We start from the raw sequence: 22,085 nt of genomic DNA, 5'->3' as shown, positions 1-22,085 counted from the left end.
TCAGCGGCCACGCACCCGCGGCAGGACCTTCTCGGCGTAGAAGCCGAAGAACGCTTCCTGGTCCGGGCCGATCTGGTTGACGTACACCTCGTCGAAGCCGGCGTCGGCGTACTCCTTGACCGCCGAGATGTGCTCGTCGAGGTCGTCGCCGCACACCAGCGCCTCGCCGACCATGTCCTCGGTGACCAGACTCGACGCCTGCATGAAGTGCTCTGGGTACGGCAGCACCTGCGCGAGCTCGCCCGGGAGCTGCTCGTTGGCCCACAGGCGGTGCGCGGTGGCGCGCGCCTTGCCCGCGTCGGTGCCGTAGCAGACCTTGAAGCCCACCTGCGTCGGCTTGCCCTCGCCGCCGTTGGAACGGAACTCCTCCAGCAACGACGCGTCCGGCATCGTGGTGCACAGGCCGTCGCCGACCTGCCCGGCCCGCCGAGCGGCCTCCGGACCGAACGCGGACACGTAGATCGGCGGCGGCTGGTCCGGGCAGGTGTAGAGGCGGGCGTGCTCCACGGTGTAGTGCGGGCCGTCGTGGTTGACCACCTTGCCGGTGAACAGCTTCCGCATCACCTCGATCGCCTCCTCGAGCATGTCGAGGCGAGTGCTGGTGGCCGGCCACGGGTCACCGAGGATGTGCTCGTTCAGCGCCTCGCCGCTGCCCACACCGAGCGCGAACCTGCCGTCCAGCAGCACCTGGCTGGTCGCCGCCGCCTGGGCGACGATCGCGGGGTGGATACGGATCGTCGGGCAGGTGACGGCGGTGGTGATCGGCAGACTGCACACCTGGGAGATCGCGCCGATCATCGACCAGACGAACGCGCTCTGCCCCTGCTCGTCGTTCCACGGGTGGTAGTGGTCGGAGATCCACAACGCCTCGAAGCCGGCCCGCTCGGCCAGTTTGGCCTGAGCCACCAACTCGGCCGGGGTGAACTCCTCACAGGACAGGAAATAGCCCAGACGCATCTGGTGTCTCCTTCGTCGATTGTTACGAAAGTTCGAAGATGCATAAAACGATCGAGAAACCGGCCCAGGAAAGATCGTGAAAAGGTACGCAGACACGAACGCGGGCGCCAATCCGGCACCCGCGTCCGTGTCACCGGCCGCGTAACCGGTCGTACGACCGGCCGACAGGCAACGCTGAAACCGATCGGACTACTGCGACTTCAAAGCCTGGGTCAGCTCCTCCTTGGACATGCCCCCGGCGCCCTCGATGCCCGCGTTGCGGGCCTGGACGAGGAGTTCCTGCTTGGTCTCCTGACCGGGCTGCTCGCCGATGTGCTTCTCCCGGCTTGCCGCGAACGCCTTGCCGAGCTCCTCCCGGCGCGCCTCGTCGAGCCGGTCGCGGAGGCCGGGAAGAACCTGGCTCTCCTCCTCGTCCACGTGGTGCTGCACCGCCTCGACGAACTCGTTCAGCTTGGTCTCGAAGCTCGGGTCGTTGGGGTCGGTGGCCTTCAGCTGGGCGAGGAGTTCCTCTGCCTGGGCGTGTTCTTCCTGGCTGTGCGCAACCTCGTCGGCCTCAGCAGCCTCGCTGCGAGCCACGGGGTACACCTCGGCTTCCTCAGCCCGGGAGTGCGCCACGAACAGGGCCGACAGCTCGGGCAATGTCAATGCTCGCTTGTCAGGCTCGTTCTGCAGGACGTCGAACAACCGCTCGACCTCGCGATGGTCTGCCATGATCAGGTCGACGACATCCGCCATGTGTATTTCCTCTCCCCGATATTTCTGGTCACTTGGTGCGGTGAGTTGGTCCGCGCCGTCATTCCACCATGGTTCCTGGTCAGTCGCTTGTCGCGACGCTGCGGCGAGTCCGGGAAGCCGCCGCAGCCGTAAGGGGAGCCGCCGGGCTCAGTAGTCCACGGACAGGGCCGCGACCAGGTCGCCCACCTCGGGCTTCGGCAGCGAACGCGCGACGTCGGCCTGGGAGACGATCCCGACCAACCGGTGCCCGTCGATCACGGGCAGACGACGAACCTGGTGCTCGGTCATGGTGGCCAGGAGCTCGTCCACGTCGTCGTCGGCGCCGATCGTCACGGTCTGCTTGTCGCCCTGCTGGAACTGCTCGACCCTGGTCTCCTTCGGGTCGAGGCCCGCGGCGAGCACCTTCACCACGATGTCGCGGTCGGTGAGCATGCCCTTCAACCGGTCGTCCGCTCCACAGATGGGCAGCGCGCCGGTGTCGAGCTCGGCCATCTTCCGCGCGGCGTCGGCGATCGTGTCGTCGACGTGTGCGCAGTCCACTCCCGGAGTCATGATGTCGCGGGCAGTCGTCATGGATGTGCCTCCTGTCGTCTGTTCGAGAGCATCCGACGTGTCCGATCGGGCACGGAGCGTGCACGGGGTCGTGCGCAGGGTCCGTACTCGGATCGTGCGGGCGTCCTACCCGGCCCTTCGTGACCCAACCGCTGCGGTGGTCACTTGCTGAGCGCACGCTCCAGCTCCGACTTGGTCATGCTGGAGCGGCCCTTGATGTTGCGCCGCCGCGCCTCGCCGTACAGCTCCTGCTTGGTCTGCCCCTTGGGGCCGGTCCGGTTGCCGGAACGCTGGCCGCCACGCTGCTGCGGCGACTTGTCCTTGACGGATTCGGGGCTGGCCTGGTCGGACTCACCGGACTGGGCGCGGTTCTTGTTCACCGTGCGTGCGGCGATCTCCTTGGCCCGGCCCTCACCCGCGCCGCGGTCCTTCGCGGAGTCCTTGACGTGCTCGTACTGCCGTTCGCGTTTGGAACTCCAAGCCTGCTGTGGCATCGGAAACTCCAATCTCCGTACTCCAGTTGGCTCCTGCGGAGGGCGTACCCCGCGTCGGCGCGATCACACGCCCGCAGTGGCCGAAACTGGCCAGTCAGCCCGCGTCGGGCACGCCGGACACGTCGACCCCTTCACCGGACAGGCCGTCGAGCAGCGCCCGCACGGTGAGTGGGGACGGGGATACGCCACGGGCAGGTGTGGGCAGCGCCGTCAGCATCGGGCCGTAGTCGGCGAGCGCGTCGAAGTGCGCCGGCCACCGGGCGACCGTCGAGGCGGGCAGGCGGACGGTGCCGGTCACGTGCCGGGAGAGCTCGGCCCACGTCCGTGGCGGCGTCGCCCCGGACGAGGCGACGCCGTGCGGGAACAGCAGAACCTCCACGTCGGCGTACGGGTCCCCCGCGGCGGCGGCAGCGGCGAGGTGGCGGAGCACGTCCTGACGCGCGCGCTCGACGCCGAAGAACGTCCAGTACGGCACCGACGCCGTACGCTCGGCCTGGACCGGGTCGAGCATGACGAACGACTCGACCAGCATCCGGTCGCCGCTGCCCCCCGCTTCCCTGATCCGGCGCCGGAACAACCTGGCTACCGGGCCGGAAAGCGCCTGCGGGGAAGGGATCCGGACGCGCACGTGCGAGCGACCGTGGCGCTCCGCCCAGTCGGCCACGTCCTGACCGAGGAGGGGGTCGAATCCCCACTCCGCCTCAGGACTCCGGCCGTCGGGTTCGGGTGCGGCGAAGCGGCTGCGCGGGGAGCCCTGCTCGTGCAGGAAGGCGGTCACCCGAGGCGAGCCGTTCAGGTAGTCCGCCGCGTCAAGCCCGCCTTGCGCACCGGTCTGGAACACGTGCCGCTCCGCCACCGTCGTGGTCGGCCAGGTGGAGGTGTCCTCCAACGTGACCACCGGAGCACCCGGCTCCAGGTGCCCGGCCAGAAACTCCACGTACGCAGGCGGAAGTTTCGTCCACTTCAACCGGAAGTACGTCATGCCGGCGACCATCAGCCGGTCCTGGTTGCCGTCGTGCATGTGGTGCAGGACGACGTGCGGGTTGCGTTTCAGCAGTGGGCCGGCCACCTCCCGGCCGAACTCCATCGCGCCCTGCGGATCGTCGGGATCGTTGCCGGCCCAGCGCACGGGCACCAGGACGGTCTGCGGCAGCCAGGCCATCCCCGTCGCGGCGTAGAGGTGGACGGCCGCGCCGTTGGACGAGCCGACCACGACACCGGGATACCGGCGGTCCGGGGACTGGGAGTACTGCCCCACCACCCAGCGCGCGATCGCGTCCAGGTCGACGTCACCGAGCCGGTCCGCCGGAACACCCTCCGCCGCCCCGCTCCAGGCGTACATCCGTCGCCGTTGCTCGACCGGCAGCAGACGTGACATTCGCACCGGCAGCGCCCGGGCGGCACCCTGGCCCAGGTGAGGGAAGTCCTTTCCGCACAGTGCCCGCGTGGTCGCGCGCAGCATCGCCGACGCGGAGTCGAACGCAGCGACCGCGCGTGCCGGCCGGATGTCGCGGCTCACGCCGCACCGGCCGGGACAGTCGCCGGCGACGGCACTGCCACGGGGAGAAGCTCTGGCGTCATCGTCGTAGTCTGCCACGCGGCGCGGTGGGCGCCGAGCGGTCGCTCAGGAGTGCTGTGCCGGGTTCGTCCAGTAGAAAGCCTCCGGGTCGTACGCCGCGGGCGTGGGGTGCTGCCACGGCGCGATCAGGCCGTTCAGCTTGAGGTTCTCCCGCGCAGGGACGTTTCCGAGCTCCTGGTGGGCGAGCTCCACGCACGGATAGTTGCCGACCACGCCCATGTAGAACGGGCCCTCGGAGATGTGGATCTTGATCATCTCCCACACCTGTTGGTACCGCTTCATTGCGTTGGTCTCCACCCGTGCCTTGTCGTAGATCTCCCACAGGCGGGTCACCGGGTCGTCGGCCGGCGGCTTCATGCTGGGCGGGTTGCGTTCGTACGGAGCGACCTTCGCGACCTTCGCCTCCTCCGGCGTGTTGCGGATCATGGCGTAGTTCGCGTACAGCGGCGCCCAGAAGGCGGCGCTCAGCCCGTTGCCGACCGGAACCATCAGCTCCGGGCTGACCAGGCACTCGTGTACCGGCATCGCGGGGTTCATCCAGGCGGTGTAGGCCATCAGCTCACCGGCCTGCCACTTCACGCTCCACTGCGCCGGCGGGACGGGGTTGCGGATGACGTCAAGTCCGAGCGCCTTCCAGTACTTCTGCAGAAGGTTGCCCATCTTGTCGCCGTCCTCGTTGGCGTCGGCCGCCTGGTCCAACCGCAGTCTGAACCGTCCGCCGTCGGGAAGCTCGCGCATCCCGTCGCCGTCGCGGTCCACGACGCCGATCTCGTCCAGTAGCTTCTTGGCCTTCTCCACGTCGTAGGTGACGTAGCTGTCCCGCCAGGACTCGAACGTCTTCCTGCCGTTGGGATCGGCCAGGCAGTCCGACGCCTTCAGGTTGTAGGTGCCGGTCGTCTTGTAACCGGTGTTGAAGAACACCGCCTTCTGCACCTCGTCCCGGTCGACACCGTGGGACAGAGCCTGCCGGAACTTCGGCTCGTTCAGCACCTTGCGGATGGCCGGATCCTTGTAGTTCAGGTTGAAGAAGAACAGCGAACCGCAGCCGGAACCGCTGTCCCACAACAGCACGTTCAGCTTGCTCTTCTTCGTCACCGCCTTGAGCCCGGACACGTCCGCCAGCGAGATGCCCATGAACGTGCCGTGCGCGTAGTCGACGTCGCCGTTCTGTACGCGCAGCTTGGAAACCTGGGGGTCCTTCACCGCGGTGAACGTCAGCGTGTCGACGTAGGGAAGCTGGTCGCCGTCGGGGGTGACACACCAGTAGTACGGGTTGCGTTCCCACACCATGATGCGGCCCTCGTGGTAGGACTTCAGCCGCCATCCGGTCATGGTCGGGCAGTCGGGGTTGATCCCGAAGTTCCGCTTGGACTCGAAGGTGTCGGCCCACTTCTCGCCGAGCCCGCCGGTGTAGGCGGGGTGGTACTTCACCAGGTAGTGCTTGGGCACGATCCACGTCGGGCCGTTGCCGTTCTTCACCCAGTTGGCGATGTACGCGGCGGTCAGCGGCGCGGAGGTGCTGAACCTGATGGTGATGGTGAGGTCGTCCGGCGCGGAGAGCTCCGCGGTCTTGCCGTCGGCGGCGACGAGTTCGGCCGGCGCGACCTCCGGGTGGCGCTCGTCGAGCACCATGTCCTTCCACCAGAACATGATGTCGGCGGCCGTGCAGGGCTCGCCGTCGGACCAGCGCAGCCCCTTGCGCAGGTGCAGGGTCCACTCGGTCTGGTCGGCGTTGGTCTCCCAGCTCTCCGCGAGTCCAGGTCCCACGTCGAGGGCGTCGTTCAGCCAGCGCAGCGGCGAGTGGCCGTACATGAACTCCTTGACCACGCCGCTGGCGGTGTCGTCCACGATGAGGCGCAGGTTGCCGCCGTACTTGCCGCGCCGCAGCCAGTTGTGCGGAATCACGTACGGGTTCGCCGGCAACCGCTCGCTCACCTCGGGCAGGGATCCGGCCTTCACCTGTTTGGCCAGCAGCGGTGACTCGGAGAACTTCTTCGGCGTCGGCAACGCCTTCGTACTCGACCCCTTGCCGGTGGCGGCGGATGTGGCCGGTCCGCCCTTCGCGGCCGGGGTGGCGCCGCCACCCGAGCACGCGGCCAGCATCGCCGCACCGGCAGCGACGGCGGAACCATGGAGGAAGGCCCGGCGGCTGAGCCGGGACGGGTGCTGCGCCTGCTCACTGCTCATGCGACCCCAATCAGTTCGCGCTCACGTTATGGCGAGCGCGGGCCGTCCCGCCTGGGCCGGGCCGGTTCCGGACGTCCGGATTCCGCCGTGGCGTTCACCACGAGTCGGGGAGGACGCAGGCGTACGTGGTCACGTCACCGTCGGCGCGCTGCTCGGCCACCGAGCCGGGCCTACCGTCGGTCGGCGGCGAACGGCTCCACCACCGCCGCGTAGCTCACCCACGGCCCGTGCGACCGGCGCAGCAACGTCGACTGCCGTTCGGCCGGCGGGTTCGACGGCGAGGTCGCCACCAGCGCACGCGACCCGCCGGGGCATCGGTGCTCGTGTGGCCGGGCGGGGTCGAAGTCCAGCAGCACAATGTGGTCCGGGCAGTAGTACGCGTGTCCCCAGTCGGCGCCCACGTCCGCAAGCCTGCCTTGACAGCTTCGTCCGCTCGCGCCAGCAGGTGTTGCCAGGCCGGAGCGAACTCGGCGTCCCCACTGCCTACCGCTCGCGCTGCCTGAGCACGCCGAGCCGAGAAGGCCCGGTGGGTCAGCCGAACCGGTGGGTCTCGCCGGCGTAGTCCAGCAGGACGCGCAGCACGTCGCGGATCGAGGCGACACCGACGACCGTTTCCTCCTGGCGCAGCGGGATGTGGCGTACCTCGCTGTCGCGCATGAGCGCCGCCACCCGGCTGATGCTGTCGGCGGGGCTGGCCCACACGGTGGTGGCGCCGACCAGGTTGTGCGCCTGGACCTCCTCCGGGTCGGCGTCGGCGGCCAGGGCGTGCACGACGTCGCGCTCGGAGATCATCCCCAACGGCGAACCCTGGTCCATCACCACCAGCGCTCCCACCGCGGCGTCGGCGAGGGACACCGCGGTGACGCGCAGCGAGTCGTGCGCGTCGACGTTGGCGACCGGCGCGCCCATGATCCGCTCGACCGGATCGTCGGGCCGCACCGGTCTCGCGGGCGCTTCCGCTGGTCTCGCCGTCGGTTCCTCCCCGGCTCGTTGCCGGGGCAGCACCCGGGTGTCCGGGCCCGGGTAGAGGAGGGACTCGTGTCCGTCGTCCCAGTCGACGCGATAGTGCTCGGCGCCCTTCGTACCCAGCACCTCGCGCACCGTTCCCAGCCGGTTGGGCCGGTCGGTCACCTCCGCCTGCACGATGATCCGGTCGCCGACTATCGCGTGCATGGCCGCCTCGCTTTCCGGTCCGGGGTGCGCGCCGAGGGCTCCCGCCGGCGGCACAGACATCTCGGGTGCTGACTGCACCCTGTCCACCGACCGGTCCGGGCACCAAGGGTCGATGGTCCCGCCATGGTCCCCGCGCGGCGCCGCGGTGAGCCGGGTGACGTGACGGATGCCCTTCGGCTCTGGCCTCCTGGTAGGAAACCGCCCACGCACAGCTCGCCAGATCGGCGGACGAGGCGGGGATACTGGCAGAGTGTGGAGGTGGCGGAACAAGCCTTCCGCACACCCTGCCGACGCTCCCCCGAGTGAGCGATCGGACAATCGCCGCGAACTGTGGGTTCCGAAGGCACGCAGGCCGAGGGGTGCGGAAACCACCCCACCCGGTGCGACCGGCCGGGCGGGTACACCAGCACGGGATGACCGGCCGTTGGAGCCCGCGCCCGGACCCGATCAGGGCCGCGTACGCCGTACCCTCCTCCCCTGGGTCCGCGCACACCTCGCCGTCCTTCTCGTACTGGCGGCCGTACTCGGCAGCGTGGTCGGCGGCGCCGTGGGCGCGACAGCCGTCTCGCGACTCGGCAGCCGGCCCTCCCAGGAGCCGACGGGCCGGCCGGTCGTCCTGGCGGAAGGGCTGCCGCGGATCGTGCAAAGGATCAGCCCGGCCGTGGTGGAGGTACGTACGTCCTCCCTCGGCGGCCGCGGCATCGGCAGTGGAATCGTCCTCACCTCCAACGGGCTGGTCCTGACGAACTTCCACGTCATCTCCGGCGCCTCCCCCGCCGGCCGGATCACCGTGCAGACCGGCACCGCGGCCACGTCCGGCCCCGTCCGACCGGCCACGTTGATCGGCGCGGACCCGAAGGCCGACCTCGCCGTCATCCGGGTCAACAACGCCAGCGGCCTCGTGCCGGCACCGCTGGGGAACTCCGACCGGCTGGCCGTGGGCGATCCGGTGATCGCGATGGGCGCGCCGTCCGGTCTTCAGGGCACGGCAAGTTTCGGCATCGTCAGCGCGCTGGACCGGCTGGTGCGGGTGGCCGGGCCGAGCCTGGGCCTGGCCGGCCAGGGCCCACCGGTCACCTACCGCGCGATCCAGACCGACGCCGCCCTCAGTCCGGGCAACTCCGGCGGCCCGCTCGTCGACCAGACCGCGACGGTCGTCGGCATCACCTCCGCGGTCTTCGAGGGAACCAGCGGCAGCTCCATCGGCGTGGGCTTCGCCATCCCGATCAACGACGCCGAGAAGCTCGTCCGCGCGATGGTGGTGCAGTACGGGCCGAAGTGACCCGAGCAGCCGAGAAGGGCGCCGCGATGAAGACCCGTACGGCCGTCAAGGACCGCCTCTTCCGGATGGCCACCGGCGCGCACCGGGCGCTCTTCACCGCCACGAAGGGTCGGGTCCTCGGCCGGACGCTCGGCATGCCGGCCATCGAGCTGATCACCGTGGGGCGCCGCTCCGGCCAGGAGCGCTCCACCATGCTGACCGTCCCCGTCGTGGACGGGGACCGGCTGGTCCTGGTGGCGTCGTTCGGCGGCGACGACCGCCACCCGGCGTGGTACCTCAACCTCCGCGCCCACCCCACCGTCCGCGTGACCGGGTTCGGCACCACCCGTACGATGCGGGCCCGGACCGCCGGAGAGGAGGAGCGCGCGGCTCTGTGGCCGCGGATCGTCGCCTCCTACCGGGGATACGCCAACTACCAGACCCGCACGACCCGGAGGATTCCAGTTGTCGTTCTCGAACCCGTCACCGACGTCGATGCCTGAACGCCCCGAGGAACGCATACGCCGGCTGGCCGCCGAGTCGCTGACCGCGCACGACCCGATCGGCTGGTTCGAGCGGTTGTACGCCGAGGCGGCGAGCGCGGGCCGCTCCGAGCCGGGTGAGGGATCCGCGATCCCCTGGGACCGCGGCACTCCGCACCCGCTGCTGGTGGACTGGGCGCAGGGACGGCGCCTGGCGGGGGAGGGCCGGCGTGCACTGGTGGTGGGCTGCGGCTTCGGGCGGGACGCGGAGTTCGTCGCGCGACTTGGGTACGACACCGTGGCGTTCGACGTGTCCGCGACGGCCGTCGAGGAGGCGCGGCGCCGGCACCCGACCTCACCCGTCAGCTACGTCACCGCCGACCTGCTGGACCTGCCGCCGGAGTGGGTGGGTGCGTACGACCTGGTGGTGGAGAGCATGAACGTCCAGGCACTTCCCGACCCGCCGCGTGCGGACGCCATCGCCCGGATCGGGGCGCTGGTGGCCCCGGGCGGGACGCTGCTGGTGATCGAAATCGCCGGGGATGGCGACAGCGATCACCAGCAGGGTCCGCCGTGGCCGTTGAGCCGAGCCGAGATCGACGCGTTCGCGACCGGAGACCTGCGGCCGGTACGCATCGAGCGCGTACGCAACGACGCCGACGATCCGGGCCGGTGGCGGGCCGAGTTCAGCTCGGCGGCAGGAGCTCAGTTCAGCGGCACGAGGTAGTTGCCGGACAGGACTACTGGGTGTGCACCGTCGCCGCCTGCGCACCCCCGGCCGCGATTGCGACAGCGACCGCGCTCAGCGCGGCCGTGAGCCCTAACCGGCGTACGAAACGCCTCATTGGAATCCCCCCGCCAATATCTGCAGCCCGTTTGGTCAGCCCGTTCTGCGGCTCGTCCAACGTGGCCTTGTAGGGGCACGACGTGGCCGCACCGGGCGTCTTCTTCGTACCCATGGGTCTCGCGACGGCTAACAAGCTGGGCCTGTCGTGGAAAGCGTCGACAGCGCGGTTCTGGCCGGCGGGTGGAGCAGTCGGGTTCTGCCCGACAAGCGGTGGATCGGCTTGGCCGATACAGTGCCGCCTGGCAGGCTGAGCGGTCGGCAATCGGTCCCACAGCAGGAGTCGAAGGAGTCGACGTGATCGACGACGTGACCCACCACCTCGGCGCGGTCGACCGCACCGTGCGCAGCGGAGAGCGTGACGGCCTCCCCACCCGGGTGGTGGCGGTGAGCCAGACCTACGACGGCGCGGTCGACGACGTGTGGGACGCGCTCACCAATCCCGAGCGGCTCCCCCGCTGGTTCCTTCCGGTCACCGGCGACCTGCGGGTCGGCGGGCGCTACCACCTCGAGGGGAACGCCTCGGGCGAGATTCTCGCGTGCGCGCCGCCGTCGCATCTGGCGGCCACCTGGGAGTCCGCCGAGGAGGTCACCTGGCTGGAGGTCCGGTTGACCGAGCAGCAGCCCGGCCGGACGCGGCTCGACCTCGAGCACTCCGCCCACGTCGACCCGGGACGCTGGAAGCAGTTCGGCCCGGGTGCCGTGGGTGTCGGCTGGGATCTCGCCCTGCTCGGCCTGGCGACGCACCTGTCCGGAGCCGGCGACCTCGACCCGGCCGAGGCGGCGGCCTGGCCGCTGTCGGAGGAGGGCCGGAAGTTCATCGCGTCGTCGAGTGAGCGGTGGGGCGCAGCCAACGCCGCCAACGGCGAGGACGAGGCGACCGCGGCGGAGGCGGCCGCCCGCACCACCGCCTTCTACACCGGACAGCCGCTGTAGTGACGTCCGAGCTCCACCTGGTCCTCGACCGCTGGGGACTCGAACCCGCCGGCACGATCGAGCGCACCGAGTCCGGCACGATGAACGACACCTACGTCGTCACCACCGCGCGCCGCCGGGTCGTACTCCGTCGCCACCGCCGCACCGACCGCCGCCAGATCGAATGGGAGCACGAGGTCGTCGCGCACGTCCGTGCGGGCGGCGTGCCGGTGCCCGCTGCCATCTCCACACCCGACGGCGAGTTCGTCGTCGGTCACGGCGGCCGGTGGTTCTCGTTGTTCACGTACGCCGACGGCGAGCAGGTGGAGAGGACGTGCCTACGCCCGGGTCATGCCCGGGCGATGGGGACGACGCTGGCCCACATCCACCACGCACTGGCCGACGTCCCGCATCCTCCGCCCGCGAAGAACCAGCCGGCGCCCACGCCGGAGGAGTCCCTGCGCCGGATGGAGGATCTCGTCGCGCTGATCGAACGCCGGGACCGCGAGCACACCTTCGATCAGTGCGACGCCTGGATGGTGGACCGGCTGCGCAGCAGGATGACCTGGCTCGCGTCGGAGGGTGCCCAGCTGACACTGCCCGAGGCCCCGGCGGGTGCGGCCCGGCTGACCCACGGCGACTACCAGGAGACCAACGTGTTCTTCGCCGGCGCCGGCGCCGGCGCCTCCTCCGAGGTACGGGTGGCCGCGGTGATCGACTGGGACAAAGCCGAGGTGCGGTGGCCGGCCGAGGAGATCTTGCGGGCGCTCGACTACTCGTTGCTTCTCGCCCCCGAGTTGTGCTCCGCTTTCGTCGACGGTTACCGCTCGGTGAGCCCGCTCGCGATCGACGACCTCGACCTGGCTGCCGACATCCGCACGTTCGACGCCGCGCACTCCACCTGGCTGCCCGAGGAGATCTACCTGCACGGCAACGACCGGGTACGCCAGTTCGTCCGGCCCGGGCCGTTCGTACCGTTCAACCGGCGCTGGCACGAACTACGGCGCGTCCTGGCGACCTCCTAGGGTCTGTCCTGGAGCAGCACCGCTCCAGTTCCCGTGCTGCCTCCGGAAACCCGCCAGGTCGCGGTCGAGTTCGTCGGCCGTCTCCGGGAACCGTTCGGCGACGTCGACCTCCTCCGCTCTGTCCTCGGCGAGATCGAACAGGGCGCGTTCGACGACGTGGGGCGGCGTCATTCCTTCGCGAGCGCGATGGACCCGCTTGAACCGTCCGCGGCGCACCGCCCACTGCCCGTCGTACGTCCAGAAGACGGCACGGTCGTCGAGGGCGGCGGGTGTGCTGGGTTTCCGCAACCCCGCAAGGAGCGAGCGGCCGTCGACGTCGGCGACTTCGGCAGGTGCGCCGTCGACGGCTTCGAGGATCGTCGGGAGCAGGTCCATCATCAGGCCGGCACCCGGGTAGTCGACTCCGGCCGGCAGTTCCGCCGGCCACGACATGATCGCGGGTACCGCAACTCCGCCTTCGAGCACGGACCCCTTCGCTCCCCGGAGCCCGCCGGTGGACCCGCCGTCGTAGGAGATCTCCTCGCCGTCGAGCCAGTTTCGGCTTTCCCTGGACGGACCGTTGTCGGAGGAGAAGAAGACCAGGGTGTTCTCCCGCAGGCCCCGCTCGTCCAGCGCGTCGACGATCAGCCCGATCGCGTCGTCCATCGCCGCGATCATGGCGGCCGTCGTTCTGCGGCCCTCGGGGAGGTGGGCGAACCGATCCACGTACTCGGGGGGCGCGTGCAGCGGATAGTGGGGCGCGTTGAACGGCACGTAGCAGAAGAACGGCCGATCGTCTTCTTGCGCGACGAAGCGGGCCGCCCGCTCGCCGATCACGGTGGTGAGGTACTCGCCGTTGAGCCACACCTCCTCGTCGCCCTCCCAGAGGTCGTGCACGGGATTGTGCCTGCCCCAGTAGAAGATGTGTGAGTAGTAGTCGACGCATCCCGCCCGGAAGCCGAAGCTCTCGTCGAATCCGTGGCGTGTGGGACCGAACTCCTCCGCCACCCCGAGATGCCACTTGCCGAAGATGCCTGTCCGATAGCCACGGCGGCGAAGTTGGGTGGCCAGCGTCTCCTGTCGAGGGAGGCCCCGCGTGCCGCGCGCGCCTCCGAGGATCGTCTCGACTCCGGCGTGCGCGGGGTACTTCCCGGTCAGGAGCGAGGCTCGCGAGGGAGAGCAGACAGGCGAGTTGGAGTACCACTGCGGCAGCCGGACACCCGAGGCGCACAGGCTGTCGAGCACCGGGGTTTCGAGGTCGTCCGCCCCGAAGCACCCGACGTCTCCCCACCCGAGATCGTCCGCGTAGATGACGACGACGTTGGGACTCGTGGTGTCCGGCACGTTCACCCCTCGAAGCCGTGGCAGTACCCGCACATTCTGACGGGCCGACAATTCTCCTGGCTCACGATGTCCGCGGTCTCGAACCTGGCAACGGACCGGTGAGGTAGCGCTGCACCGTGGGTGCGACGGAGGCCACCAGGGTCTCGGTGTCCATCGCCACCATCGGCGGCAGCTTGAGAACGTAACGGCACATGGCGAGCCCCAGCAGTTGGGAGGTCACCAGCGCCGCACGCGCCGGTGCCTCCTCCGGGTCGGCCACCACGCGTGCCAGTGCCACCTGTGCCTGGTTGCCGAACACCTCGCGCAGCCGCTCCGTCGCGGCCTCGTTGGTCGCCGCTGACCGGAACGCCACGACCAGCACGTCGTCGGCGAGCTCACCCTCCCAGCGTTCGAAGAAGTGGCGGACCAACCGCTCACCCGCCTTCCTCCGGGGAACCTCGGACAGGTCGGGCAGCCGCAGGTCGATGTCCGCCGCGACCGCGAACAGGCCGTCCTTGGAGCCGTAGTAACGCATCACCATCGACGGGTCGATCCCCGCGTCCGCCGCCACGGCCCTGATGGTGGTTCGTTCGTATCCCTCCGCCGCGAAACGGCGGCGGGCGGCCCGCAGGATCGCCTCCCGGGTCTGGTCCGAACGTGTGGTGAAAGGCATGCCCACAAATGTAGGCCAACGGGTGTTGGCAATCCAGCCGAGCCGGACTACGGTGGAGTCAACAAGCGTTGGCAAACAATCGTTGGACTTCTGCCGGACTTCCCGGAGGCAGCCGTGAACTCCCTTCACCACCCCACCAGCGCCCCGCTACCCGCCTCCACCCAGGTCCTGGTCGTGGGCGGCGGACCGGTCGGCCAGACCCTGGCCGTCGCCCTGCGGGTTCGCGGCGTTGACGCGACCGTCGTCGACCAGCGAAGCGGTCCCGCCGACACCTCGCGGGCCGCCGTGATCCACGCCCGTACGCTGGAGGTCCTGACCGACCTCGGCGTCAACGACGAGTTGCTACGGCTCGGCCTGATCGCGCCTCGGTTCACCGTGCGCGACCGCGACCGGACCCTGCTGTCGGTCGACTTCGGCGGACTGCCGAGCACCCACCCGTACACGCTGATGATTCCGCAGGACGTCACCGAGCACGTGCTGACCGAGCGGCTGCACCAGCTCGGAGGTCAGGTGCACTACGGACACCAGGTCGTCGACGTCAAGCAGCTTGCCGACCACGTGGTCGTCACCACGGCCGATGGGCAGACCATCCGGTCCGCCTATGTCGTGGGGACCGACGGCATGCACAGCACGGTGCGGACGCAGGCAGGCATCGCCTTCCCCGGCACGGCCTACGCCGTGTCGTTCGTGCTCGCAGACGTCCACCTGGACTGGGATCTGCCCACCGACGAGACCCAGCTCTTCTTCGACTCCGCCGGCCTGCTCGTCGTGGCACCGCTCCCAGGTGGGCGGCACCGGATCGTCGCTCCGCTCGACCCCGCGCCCGAAGACCCCACGCCGGACGACATCCAGGCCGTTCTGGACGCCCGGGGGCCACAGCGAACCCCGGCGCGCGTACGGGACGTGGTGTGGGGTTCGCGGTTCCACGTGCACCACCGGCTGGCCGACCACTACCACTCAGGGCGGCTGGTGCTGGCCGGCGACGCGGCGCACGTGCACAGCCCGGCCGGCGGACAGGGCATGAACACCGGCATCCAGGACGCCGTCGCCCTTGCCCCTCACCTGAGCGCCCTGGTCGAGGACGACACCCGTCAAGGGGAGCTTGACGCGTACGAGGCCGAACGGCGACCGGTCGCCGCCCGGGTGCTCACCATGACGGACCGGTTGACGCGCCTCGCCACGATGCGGAGCCGGCCGCTGCAGAAGGTTCGCAACGCCGGGTTGCGCGTACTCGACCGGATCCCCGCCGTCCGCCAGGCGGTGGCGATGAACCTCGCCGAACTGAGCACCGACCCCAACCGGTCCCCCGCACACCCGTAGCGGGGGGCAGCGGACAAGTTGGCAAGTAGCAGGCGCAACTGGTTGACAATCTGGAAATTCACGCTTTACTACCTGCCATGACTGTTGCGCAGCAGAGATCAATTCTGGAGAGAGTGGCACGGGGCGAGATCTCGCCCGACGACGCCGAGCGTGAGCTGGCGTCCCTGGACCCGAGTCAGCAGCCGAACCCGAGCGATCCGCCGGTCCCGCCGGTCCCGCCGGTCCCGATGGCGCCGGCCGCTCCCCCGACGCCGGCCACGCCGGCCACCCCGGCGGCGCCGGCCGCTCCCCCGATGCCCGCCGCGCCGGCGACCGTCGAGCAGTCGACCACCGAGTCGTCGACCCTGACGGTCCACGCCAGCCTGAACGCGGCCGGGACGATCGAGGTTGCCTGCGACGGGGAAGCCGACGACGTCTGGTTCGAGGGTCCGTACCGCGGTTCGATCGAGCGGGACGGCGACAACGTGCACGTGGAGGGCCAGGTCGGCGACGACACCCTTCTCGTCGTACCGGCGAATGCCCAGCTGCACCTGGAGCTCAACGGCGGCGACGCCCTGGTCCGCGGACTACGTGGATCCTTCCACGGCGACTTCAACGTGGGCGACGTCCGGCTGGAGGCCGAGCTGACCGAAGGCGAGTCCCACCTCGACGCCAACGCCGGCAACGTCACCGTCGTCCTCTCACCGGACTCGGACGTACGTGTCGTCGTTCGGTGCCCGGCGGAGTACGGCATGGACGACCGGCTGACCAAGGCCGGCCGGGGCGAGTACGTACTCGGCGAGGGCACCGCCCTTCTGGAGATCGACGGCAACCTCGCCGAGGTCTCGGTCAGGGTGGGCTGAGCCGATGGCAACGCGTACCCAGCCCACCCAGCACACCCCGCCGAGCGCGTGCCCCACCTGCCACGCACCGTTGTCCGTCTCGGGGCTGCACTGCGACCGCTGCGACACCGAGGTTCGCGGGCACTTCCGGCACTGCGAGTTCTGCGCCCTCGACGACTCCCAGCGCGACCTGCTGCGGGTGTTCCTCGCCGCCCGCGGCAACACCAAGGAACTCGAACGCCACCTGGGAGTGAGCTACCCCACCGCGCGCGCCCGGCTGGACGAACTCCTCACGGCACTCGGCGTGGCCACCACCCCGCCGGTCGACCGGCAGACCAGGCGGCGCCAACTGCTCGACGCCGTGGCGCGAGGGGACGTCGACGTCGACGACGCCATGGCCGAACTCACCCAGGGCGCCGGCGGTTAGGGCGGACCGACCCAAGCCTCCTACGGCAGGTTGAGCTGCCAGGAGACACCGAACCGGTCATTCACCCAGCCGAACCTCGTACCGAATCCGTAGGCGCCCAGCGGCATGAGGGTCTGACCCTTCTCCGACAGCGCGGCGAACAGTCGTTCGAGTTCCTCCTCGGTCTCACAGGTCACGAACAACGAGACCGACGGGGTGAACCCGAACGCGTGCTCGACGGGGCTGTCGATGCACATGAACTCCTGCCCCGCCAAGGTGAACGTCGCGTGCTGCACGGTTCCCTCGGCTCCCTGGCCGTCCGCGCCGTAACGGGTGACGGACCGCACCTCGGAGTCGGGGAACAGCGAGGTGTAGAAGGTCATCGCCTCCTCGGCCTGCCCGGTGAACATGAGGAACGTCGTGATCTTCTGCGTACTGACGATCATGGCGAGCTGCTCTCCTCCAGGGTCGAACGACGTGTGCGACCGAGCGTTTCACCCTGGCCTTATATAAGTCAAGCCCTATCCACGCATCTCGGAGTACCGAGCAGGGACCTCAAAGCTCCAGCGCGACCGTGCAGCTGCGCCCGTACAGCTGGTAGGTGTCGACGTCCAGCCGCGTACCACCCGCGACCGCACTCACCCGTACACCCTCGGCCGGCGCGACCGGGGTCAGCGACCGGCCGCGCAGAACCACCGAGATCGTCTCCCGGTCCGTGGTGGGATCGGCGACGGCGACCTCGGTCCGCCCGGCGCGGCGTCGGTGCACCAGCACCGACGCCGCGCCGTAGACCCGCAGGCCCGCGACGTTGTGCGGGCCTGCACCGAAGGTGTTCACCGCGGTCAGCCCGAGCCCGGTGTGCCGGACGGCCTGCACCTGCGTGGTGTTCGCCACCACGACGACGCGGCCTTCGCCGTAGGAGCCCAACTGGCGTTCCGTCGCGTTCGGCACCATCGCGTACGCCAGTGAGGAAGGCGCGACTCCGGGCGCGTGGTCCAGGTGGACCCCGAACACCGACCTGGTCACCGCGGTGTCGGGATTGGCGGTACGCACGACCCGCCGGCTGCGGGTGACCTGCTCGTTCGCGACGCGCACCGGTCCGGTGGTGTCGAGGAAGACGTACCCGACCGAGGTGCCCTGGTCGGCGTTGGCGTACCGCAACCACGCCAGGTCGGCGGTGCCCGTACCCGCCCACGCGCTTCCGTCGCGCCGCGCCCCGCTGATCGTGATCGAGTCCGTCGGCGCCGCGGTCCGGGAGTCCACCGTGGTGAGAACCGCCCGACCGGACAGGTCACCGACTCCCGCCGCCAGTACGACGATCTCCTCGTCCAGCATGAACCACGACTTGTGCGCGGTGGCGTTCTGGTAGGCCACGAAGTCCTCCGGCAGCAGGCCCTCCCGCTTGGCCGCGCAGGCGACGTCGTCGGACTGGACCATCGCGGCCGCGCCGAAAGCACCGAGGACCGCACCGCCGGAGTGCCGGTTCGTGCCGCGCGGGAAGTACACGTAGGTGTTCTGCGACTCCGACGACGAGGTGAAGTGGAGCGGGTGGTCGGGGTTGTCGTAGTACGGCGTTCCGTACAACTCGGGGATCGTCCGCCGATGCTCGACCGGCGAGGTGACGCCGGCCAGCGCGTACGGCGACACGGTGGTGAAGTAGTCGACGCCGTACGCCTGGGCCTGGTCCTGGCCGGACAGGTAGAGGTAGTAGGCGCCGTCACCTGAGAACCACGGCTGGAGATTCTCGCCGTTCATGTATTCGTACTTGCTGATCCGATTGGAACTGCGGGCGAGCGCGAAGGCGTAGCCGGGCCGCAGGTGGACGTGCCGGTCCATCGCGTTGAACGCCACACTTCGCGAAGCGGGGTTGAGATCACGGGCAGGGATGGTGTCGTCCGCGACCATGTCGGCGTACCGCGCGATGCTGACAGGTGAGACGAACCGGGTCGGGTCGAGCGCGGCCCGCGAGGTCTCGCCGATGAACTTCACGTAGCTCTTCAACGCCCTGGCGGCGTCGCCGCCGGCGCAGCCGGACAGGTCGACGACCGCCTCGACCACCACCGCCACGTCGGCGTACCCGGTGGTGGTCCGGGAGACCGCGCGCCCCTTGACCACCTCCATCATCCAGCCCTCGAAGATCAACGGCGCGAAGCCGTTACGCACCCAGCCGTCCACCACCGACACGAGACCGTCGCCGTGCATGTAGCTCGTACCGTCGAGGATCTTCAGCGTCTGCACGACCCGTGTCAACAGGCCCTTGCCATAGGAACCGGTGTAGGCGACCGAGTCGTGCTGGACGAACGAACCGTCGGCGTAGTAGCCGTCGGTCACGCCGTGCTGGAGGTGGTACGGATCCACGGTGGCGAAGACCGTCAGCTGGTCCGCGACCGCCTTGCCCACCCGGGCCTCGTCGGCGAGCACCGCACCCTGCAGGATGCGGTTCGTGGTGATGTCGGCGAGGTTGGCGCCGGTGTGGAAGCGGGAGTCGAGGTCGACGTCTCCCTCCTTGCCGTTGCGCAGGTAGGCGTCCATCGACGCGACGTAGGTCCGCGCGAGGGCGGGACGGTAGGCGCGTACCTCCTCGGCCAGTAGCACCAGCGTCCTGCTGACGTGGGTGGAGATGCCGATCTCCCAGTTGAACCAGTTGCCGTAGTAGCCCTGGGCCTGGTCGCCGTAGTAGTGCTCGTGCAGCCAGGCCAGGCCGTCGAGCACCCGGCGTCGCACGTCGGTGTTGCCGGCCAGGTCCGAAGCCGGGCCACCCGGGCCACCCGGAACGGCGGTCGCGAGCGCGATCTCGTACAGGTGCTGGAACGACGCGGTGAGGTTGGGGTCGCTGGTGCCCAGCGGAATGCCTGCGAACAGTTCGCCGCCCGGGCCGTCGGTGTCCTTCATCGCGGCCAGCCAGGTGCGTGCGGTCTTGTCGATGGCGGCCAGCTTGGGAGCGACCTCGGCCCGGCCGTTGACCTCGGGATCGCCGGCGAACATCGCGACGGTGTTGGCGAGCAGCCGGGCGACATCGGCATCCGCGGCACCCGAACCCGGGTCACCGGCGGCGGTCGGCTGCGCCTGCGCGACCTCGGGCGTGATGGCCGTCACCAGTCCGGCGGTCGGCAGGAGGGACAACAACTGACGACGGCTGATCCCCATGGGCACTCCTGGACGGCGGCGGCGAAGCGACGGCGAAGCGACAGGAAGCGACGGCAGCTACGGCAGCTACGGCAGAACGGCGACAGAACGGCGACACGGAAGTGGCGGGTACGAGGTGATGCCGCCACAGTATGCACCACCAGCACGGCGCAGGGTAAGCACTGCCGACCATGGTCCGCCGCTCGGCCGACCGTGGGGACGGCCGTCCGGGAGTAGCCAGAGAGACCTGGGAGGTGGTCCGCTCAGGGGAGCCCGGGCAGGTCGGGGAACCCGTGATCGTTGTTGTCGTGTTTGTCGTCGGTCGGGGACGGGGAGGGCGACGGGGAGTCCGTGGGCGTCGGCGTGTCCGTCGGGGTCGGTTCCGACGTGGCCTTGGGCTCCTTCGCCACCACGATGGTCACCCGGGTCCCGGCCTCCCTGCGCGAACCGGCATCGGGGATCTGCGAGACCACCGTTCCGGGGTCGGCGTCGGCGTTCTCCTCCCGGATCACCCGCACCTTGAAGCCGGCGTCCTCGAGGATCGCCTTCGCCTCGCCCTCGTCCTTCTTGCTCACGTCGGGCACCTCGGTCAGGCCCGTGGAGTGGTAGATCGTCACCAGGGAGTTCTTGGCCACCAGCGAACCCTCCGGCGGGTCGACCCTGGTCACCTCACCGCCGGGCTTGCTGGACTGCTTGTCCTCCTTGTCCCGGACGCGGAACCCGGCCTCCTCCAGCTTCGTGCGCGCGTCGGCCGCCTGGTCGCCCACCACTTCTGGGATCCGAACCTCCGGCTTCCCGCTGGACAGCGTCACGTCGATCGCCCCGCCGACCCGCACCGAGCCACCCGGGGCGGGATCCTGAGCGATGATCTGGCCCTTCGGAGCGTCCTCGCTGGGCTTCTCCGAGGTGTCGCCCAGCTTGAGGTTCTTCGCCGCCAGAGCCGCCTTGGCCTGCGACTCGGTCTTGCCGATCAGGCTGGGTGCGCTGGTGGTCTGCGCCGACCCGCCGTCGATGAGCCGGTACGCCGCGAAGGCCAGGATGCCGAGCAGCACGAGTCCCACCAGGGCAAGCACCCACGGCAGCGCCCGGCGCTTCTCCTCGTCACGGTCGTCGGGGCCGTCGCGGTCGTCGGGCGCCCACCGCCGCTGCTCGGCGGTCTCGCCCCACCGGGGCTCCGGGTCCGCGGCGGGCGCGAACTGCGCGGTCGCGTCCGCCGGCATCGGGGCGACAGCGGTCGCGGCCGCCACGGTCGGCGCCTCCGAGGCGAGTACGTTCTCCCCGGCCAGCGCGCGCTCGATGTCGGCGCGCATCTGCGCGGCACTCTGGTAGCGGTCGGCCGGGTCCTTGCGGAGCGCCTGCATCGTGATCCGGTCGGCCTCGGGCGGCACCCCGGGCGAGACCGCGGACGGCGGACGCGGCTCCTCGCGTACGTGCTGGTAGGCGACCGAGACCGGCGAGTCACCGGTGAACGGCGGCCGGCCGGTCAGCAGCTCGTACAGCAGGCAGCCGGTGGAGTAGACGTCACTGCGGGCATCGACCTGCTCACTGCGGGCCTGCTCCGGGGAGAGGTACTGCGCGGTGCCGATCACGGCGGAGGTCTGGGTGAGCCCGGCCGAGACGTCGCTGATCGCCCGGGCGATACCGAAGTCCATGACCTTGACGTCGCCCGCGGGGGTCACCATGACGTTGGCCGGCTTCACGTCGCGATGGATGATCCCGGCCCGGTGGCTGTACTCGAGGGCGTCGAGTATCTCCGCCACCACCTCCAGGGCGCGCTCGGGCAGGATCGGCCGGCCCTCGCGGAGGATGTCGCGCAGCGTGCGGCCCTCGACGTACTCCATCACGATGTACGGCACGGAGATGCCGTTCAGGTCACCCTCGCCGTTGTCGTAGACCGCCACGATCGAGTGGTGGTTGAGCGACGCGGCAGACTGCGCCTCCCGGCGGAACCTCGCCTGGAACGTCGAGTCGGCGGCGTGTTCGGGGCGCAGGGTCTTCACCGCGACGCGGCGACCCAGCCGCAGGTCGATACCCGCCCACACCACGGCCATGCCTCCGTGCCCGAGCTCCTCGTGGAGCTCGTACCGGCCGCCGAGTATGCGCCGCGGAACCGTACGCTCCGCGTCGTCGGTGGGGCCGGACTGTGCCCGGTCGTTGGGGGTCATCCTCGCTGTCCGATCATCGACGTCACTGTGTGCCTCGTCACCGAGAGCAGTTGGTCACCCGCGCAGCG

Annotated in this window: 21 protein-coding genes; 8 read left to right on the top strand and 13 right to left on the bottom strand. The window is 69.9% G+C overall.

Going from position 1 to position 22,085, the window contains the following annotated elements; genetic code table 11:
* The 8 genes from BLU27_RS08210 to BLU27_RS08175 all read right to left on the bottom strand — a co-directional run bounded on the left by BLU27_RS08210 (position 1) and on the right by BLU27_RS08175 (position 7,755).
* Complete coding sequence (locus BLU27_RS08210; protein WP_092652079.1) at positions 1–957, bottom strand: LLM class F420-dependent oxidoreductase; 957 nt, start codon at positions 955–957, stop codon at positions 1–3.
* Between the two features lie 189 nt (positions 958–1,146).
* Positions 1,147–1,692 (bottom strand): hemerythrin domain-containing protein, encoded by a 546-nt coding sequence (locus BLU27_RS08205; protein ID WP_092652077.1) that lies wholly within the window; start codon positions 1,690–1,692, stop codon positions 1,147–1,149.
* A 147-nt stretch (positions 1,693–1,839) separates the two neighbouring features.
* Positions 1,840–2,265: a CBS domain-containing protein gene (locus BLU27_RS08200; RefSeq protein WP_092652075.1), complete on the bottom strand. Its 426-nt coding sequence runs from the start codon at positions 2,263–2,265 to the stop codon at positions 1,840–1,842.
* 140 nt (positions 2,266–2,405) lie between these two features.
* Positions 2,406–2,738, bottom strand: a complete 333-nt coding sequence (locus tag BLU27_RS08195; RefSeq protein ID WP_092652073.1) for a plasmid stabilization protein — start codon at positions 2,736–2,738, stop codon at positions 2,406–2,408.
* A 94-nt stretch (positions 2,739–2,832) separates the two neighbouring features.
* The gene (locus tag BLU27_RS08190; RefSeq protein ID WP_092652071.1) at positions 2,833–4,257 is read right to left on the bottom strand and encodes a hypothetical protein; all 1,425 of its coding nucleotides are present in this window, start codon (positions 4,255–4,257) and stop codon (positions 2,833–2,835) included.
* Between the two features lie 105 nt (positions 4,258–4,362).
* Positions 4,363–6,504, bottom strand: a complete 2,142-nt coding sequence (locus BLU27_RS08185) for an ABC transporter substrate-binding protein (RefSeq protein WP_092652069.1) — start codon at positions 6,502–6,504, stop codon at positions 4,363–4,365.
* 170 nt (positions 6,505–6,674) lie between these two features.
* Positions 6,675–6,905, bottom strand: a complete 231-nt coding sequence (locus BLU27_RS08180; protein WP_092652067.1) for a hypothetical protein — start codon at positions 6,903–6,905, stop codon at positions 6,675–6,677.
* Between the two features lie 130 nt (positions 6,906–7,035).
* Positions 7,036–7,755 (bottom strand): DUF1918 domain-containing protein, encoded by a 720-nt coding sequence (locus BLU27_RS08175; protein ID WP_241827849.1) that lies wholly within the window; start codon positions 7,753–7,755, stop codon positions 7,036–7,038.
* Positions 7,756–8,101: 346 nt separating this feature from the next.
* Between BLU27_RS08175 and BLU27_RS08170 the strand changes: the two genes are divergently transcribed.
* The 5 genes from BLU27_RS08170 to BLU27_RS08145 all read left to right on the top strand — a co-directional run bounded on the left by BLU27_RS08170 (position 8,102) and on the right by BLU27_RS08145 (position 12,204).
* Positions 8,102–8,959, top strand: a complete 858-nt coding sequence (locus BLU27_RS08170) for a S1C family serine protease (protein ID WP_157728334.1) — start codon at positions 8,102–8,104, stop codon at positions 8,957–8,959.
* A 26-nt stretch (positions 8,960–8,985) separates the two neighbouring features.
* The gene (locus BLU27_RS08165; protein ID WP_092657376.1) at positions 8,986–9,441 is read left to right on the top strand and encodes a nitroreductase/quinone reductase family protein; all 456 of its coding nucleotides are present in this window, start codon (positions 8,986–8,988) and stop codon (positions 9,439–9,441) included.
* A complete protein-coding gene (locus BLU27_RS08160; protein ID WP_092652061.1) occupies positions 9,434–10,147 on the top strand; it encodes a class I SAM-dependent methyltransferase in 714 nt (237 codons plus the stop codon). The genes BLU27_RS08165 and BLU27_RS08160 overlap by 8 nt, the downstream gene beginning before the upstream one ends.
* A 414-nt stretch (positions 10,148–10,561) precedes the next feature.
* The gene (locus BLU27_RS08150) at positions 10,562–11,200 is read left to right on the top strand and encodes an SRPBCC family protein (RefSeq protein ID WP_241827848.1); all 639 of its coding nucleotides are present in this window, start codon (positions 10,562–10,564) and stop codon (positions 11,198–11,200) included.
* The gene (locus tag BLU27_RS08145) at positions 11,200–12,204 is read left to right on the top strand and encodes a phosphotransferase enzyme family protein (protein WP_092652057.1); all 1,005 of its coding nucleotides are present in this window, start codon (positions 11,200–11,202) and stop codon (positions 12,202–12,204) included. The genes BLU27_RS08150 and BLU27_RS08145 overlap by 1 nt, the downstream gene beginning before the upstream one ends.
* Here the strand turns inward: BLU27_RS08145 and BLU27_RS08140 are convergent.
* Entirely contained in the window at positions 12,178–13,527 is a 1,350-nt protein-coding gene (locus BLU27_RS08140; RefSeq protein WP_092657372.1) for a sulfatase-like hydrolase/transferase, read from the bottom strand. The two genes, BLU27_RS08145 and BLU27_RS08140, sit on opposite strands and share 27 nt — an antisense overlap.
* Positions 13,528–13,588: 61 nt before the next feature.
* Positions 13,589–14,179, bottom strand: coding sequence for a TetR/AcrR family transcriptional regulator (locus tag BLU27_RS08135; RefSeq protein ID WP_092652055.1), 591 nt, complete (start codon positions 14,177–14,179; stop codon positions 13,589–13,591).
* Between the two features lie 114 nt (positions 14,180–14,293).
* Between BLU27_RS08135 and BLU27_RS08130 the strand changes: the two genes are divergently transcribed.
* The 3 genes from BLU27_RS08130 (at position 14,294) to BLU27_RS08120 (ending at position 16,747) form a co-directional block, all read left to right on the top strand.
* Entirely contained in the window at positions 14,294–15,499 is a 1,206-nt protein-coding gene (locus BLU27_RS08130) for an FAD-dependent monooxygenase (RefSeq protein WP_092652053.1), read from the top strand.
* A 77-nt stretch (positions 15,500–15,576) separates the two neighbouring features.
* Positions 15,577–16,341, top strand: a complete 765-nt coding sequence (locus tag BLU27_RS08125; RefSeq protein ID WP_157728332.1) for a hypothetical protein — start codon at positions 15,577–15,579, stop codon at positions 16,339–16,341.
* 4 nt (positions 16,342–16,345) lie between these two features.
* Positions 16,346–16,747: a DUF2089 domain-containing protein gene (locus BLU27_RS08120; RefSeq protein WP_092652049.1), complete on the top strand. Its 402-nt coding sequence runs from the start codon at positions 16,346–16,348 to the stop codon at positions 16,745–16,747.
* Positions 16,748–16,767: 20 nt separating this feature from the next.
* Here the strand turns inward: BLU27_RS08120 and BLU27_RS08115 are convergent, their stop codons facing one another.
* The 3 genes from BLU27_RS08115 to pknB all read right to left on the bottom strand — a co-directional run bounded on the left by BLU27_RS08115 (position 16,768) and on the right by pknB (position 22,017).
* The gene (locus tag BLU27_RS08115) at positions 16,768–17,172 is read right to left on the bottom strand and encodes a VOC family protein (protein ID WP_092652047.1); all 405 of its coding nucleotides are present in this window, start codon (positions 17,170–17,172) and stop codon (positions 16,768–16,770) included.
* 109 nt (positions 17,173–17,281) lie between these two features.
* Positions 17,282–19,873, bottom strand: coding sequence for a polysaccharide lyase family 8 super-sandwich domain-containing protein (locus BLU27_RS08110; protein ID WP_092652045.1), 2,592 nt, complete (start codon positions 19,871–19,873; stop codon positions 17,282–17,284).
* Between the two features lie 242 nt (positions 19,874–20,115).
* Complete coding sequence (gene pknB / locus BLU27_RS08105; protein ID WP_092652043.1) at positions 20,116–22,017, bottom strand: Stk1 family PASTA domain-containing Ser/Thr kinase; 1,902 nt, start codon at positions 22,015–22,017, stop codon at positions 20,116–20,118.
* Between the last annotated feature and the right edge of the window lie 68 nt (positions 22,018–22,085).

The organism is Actinopolymorpha singaporensis, assembly GCF_900104745.1.
Classification (GTDB): domain Bacteria; phylum Actinomycetota; class Actinomycetes; order Propionibacteriales; family Actinopolymorphaceae; genus Actinopolymorpha; species Actinopolymorpha singaporensis.
This window is presented reverse-complemented; position numbering and strand designations above follow the sequence as displayed.